Raw genomic sequence first — 2288 nt, 5'->3', positions numbered from 1 at the left:
CATTTTTTATACTACTTTTAATATTACAACTTGACGTGCGGAATATGGGTTAAAAATCATTTATCTAAAAAACGCCGTCCTAATGCCAAGCAAGTTTGTGAGAGTTTATGTGAGTTGAAGTTCTTAGAATCTCCTAAATGGGGCAGAATTAAAGTTACTGAGATGGGAATGAAAGCTCTGGTTTTTAGTCTTCAAACAACGGAATATAAGTTCAGGTCTAACAAAGGACCTAAAATTTTAAATGCTCTGATGGCTTGTTTAAAATTAGCAGCAAAATATAATCAGATAAATTTTCAAAATGAGGATATGGATTTTGAAACATTTGCAGATAAGTTCAAAAAGCTCTACCTTGAAGAAAGGAGGCGTCAAGAATTAGAAGGTGTTGTAGCTATTCATAGTAAAGAAATTTGCCAAAAGTTTAGGCAAAATCATCATATTTCTGAATTGCTACTAGAAAAATATTTTGAGCAATTGAAAGATGAATTAGATTCATTAGAAAAATTTCCACAAGAAATAGAAGAAACTAGAGTAATTTTTAGAGAATTAATCAAGCAAGCTGCTCAGAAATTTAGAAGAAGTATTCCTCTGCTAATTTATTTGGTAGGTACATCAGATAATGTCAGTTCTTTAATTGAAGGAGACTCTGTATTAAAAAGTTTAGTCAAAAAGTCAACGATTAATCTTAGTTTAGGTTCTGATAAAGAATTTATGATGATTAAACAAGAGATAGAGGAAAGAATTAAAGGAGCATATAAAGGATATAAAAATTTTAATAATGCTTGGGAATAAATTCAAAATATACCTTTGAAACCAGCTCAAAATTTTCGAGAATTTTGTCAATATTATTCAGGAAAAGTTCTAGAAATACATGAAAGATATTTTCCCGAAGCTGAAGAGCAAAAATTTGAAGGTGATGCTCGTGAATTAGTCAAAGCAGAATGTCAAAAAAGGTGGGAAAAATATTTAAAGCAAAAAGCATATACATTATCAGCATTTGAAACTACCCAAGTAATTCCAGGTAAAAAAACAGGAAAAAACCACGCCTTAGATTGTTATGTAGAATTGCTTCATAATGATAGACCAATAGCTAGAGCTTTTGGTGAAGCTAAAAATTATAAATTGATTGTTGAACATTTGGATGATTTTAGTTCTTGGTTAGATGATTTAGAGTTTAATCCATCTCCTTCAGCATCAGAAAATACTCCTCCAGACTTAGCTTTTATGCTTGCTCCTTTATGTTCAGAACGTCTCAAAAGAAAGCTAGAGTTGCAAAATATAGAATTTATTCAAGCAGATAAAGTTATTGATAAAAAATCAACTCCATCACTAACTTCAACAACTTCAACTATAGAAAAAATTATTGAAACTAAATCGACTTTATCATCAGATACAAAAAGCTCAACTGCCATTAATATCAATACAGCGAATGAAGCTGAATTAATAACTGCTTTTAAAGGGACAGGTGTCAAAAAAACAACTATTCAAAAAATACTAAATAATAGAAAAACTAATCCCTATAGAGATTTACTTCATATTGTATCCGATCTTAAATTTAGCGACAATGTAAAAGCTAAACTCCAAGAAAAACTTGATAATGGAGAAATTAGTTTTTCTGATTAAAGTAACAAAAATCCTAGAAATATTTGCCATGAAGTAATCATTTCTCTTTCTCCTTCTTTCCACTACGGAAAATTTTCTAGGCAATTTTGGAAATTCTCCCAAAAATTCAACCAGATGGAGATTTTCCTGATGTGACAATGACAAAAATCCTAGAAGTATTTGCCATGAACTAAATTATTTCTCTTTTTCCATCTTTCCACTACTGCAAATTTTCTAGGCAATTTTAGAAATTCTCCCAAAAATTCAACCAGATGGAGATTTTCCTGATGTGACAATGACAAAAATCCTAGAAGTATTTGCCATGAACTAAATTATTTCTCTTTTTCCATCTTTCCACTACTGCAAATTTTCTAGGCAATTTTAGAAATTCTCCCAAAAATTCAACCAGATGGAGATTTTCCTGATGTGACAATGACAAAAATCCTAGAAGTATTTGCCATGAACTAAATTATTTCTCTTTTTCCATCTTTCCACTACTGCAAATTTTCTAGGCAATTTTAGAAATTCTCCCAAAAATTCAACCAGATGGAGATTTTCCTGATGTGACAATGACAAAAATCCTAGAAGTATTTGCCATGAACTAAATTATTTCTCTTTTTCCATCTTTCCACTACTGCAAATTTTCTAGGCAATTTTAGAAATTCTCCCAAAAATTCAACCAGATGGAG

General features: G+C 30.6%; 2 protein-coding genes. Both read left to right on the top strand.

The window, feature by feature from the left end; all coding sequences use genetic code 11:
• Positions 1-30 precede the first annotated feature (30 nt).
• Positions 31-789, top strand: coding sequence for a hypothetical protein (locus ACP6PM_RS16895; RefSeq protein WP_426586597.1), 759 nt, complete (start codon positions 31-33; stop codon positions 787-789).
• Positions 790-804: 15 nt separating this feature from the next.
• Positions 805-1620 (top strand): ComEA family DNA-binding protein, encoded by an 816-nt coding sequence (locus tag ACP6PM_RS16890; RefSeq protein WP_426586595.1) that lies wholly within the window; start codon positions 805-807, stop codon positions 1618-1620.
• Positions 1621-2288 lie beyond the last annotated feature (668 nt).

Source organism: Dapis brunnea BLCC-M229 (genome assembly GCF_050015995.1).
Classification (GTDB): Bacteria; Cyanobacteriota; Cyanobacteriia; order Cyanobacteriales; family Microcoleaceae; genus Trichodesmium.
The sequence above is the reverse complement of the archived record's forward strand: the minus strand, read 5'-3'. Positions and strand labels throughout refer to the sequence as shown.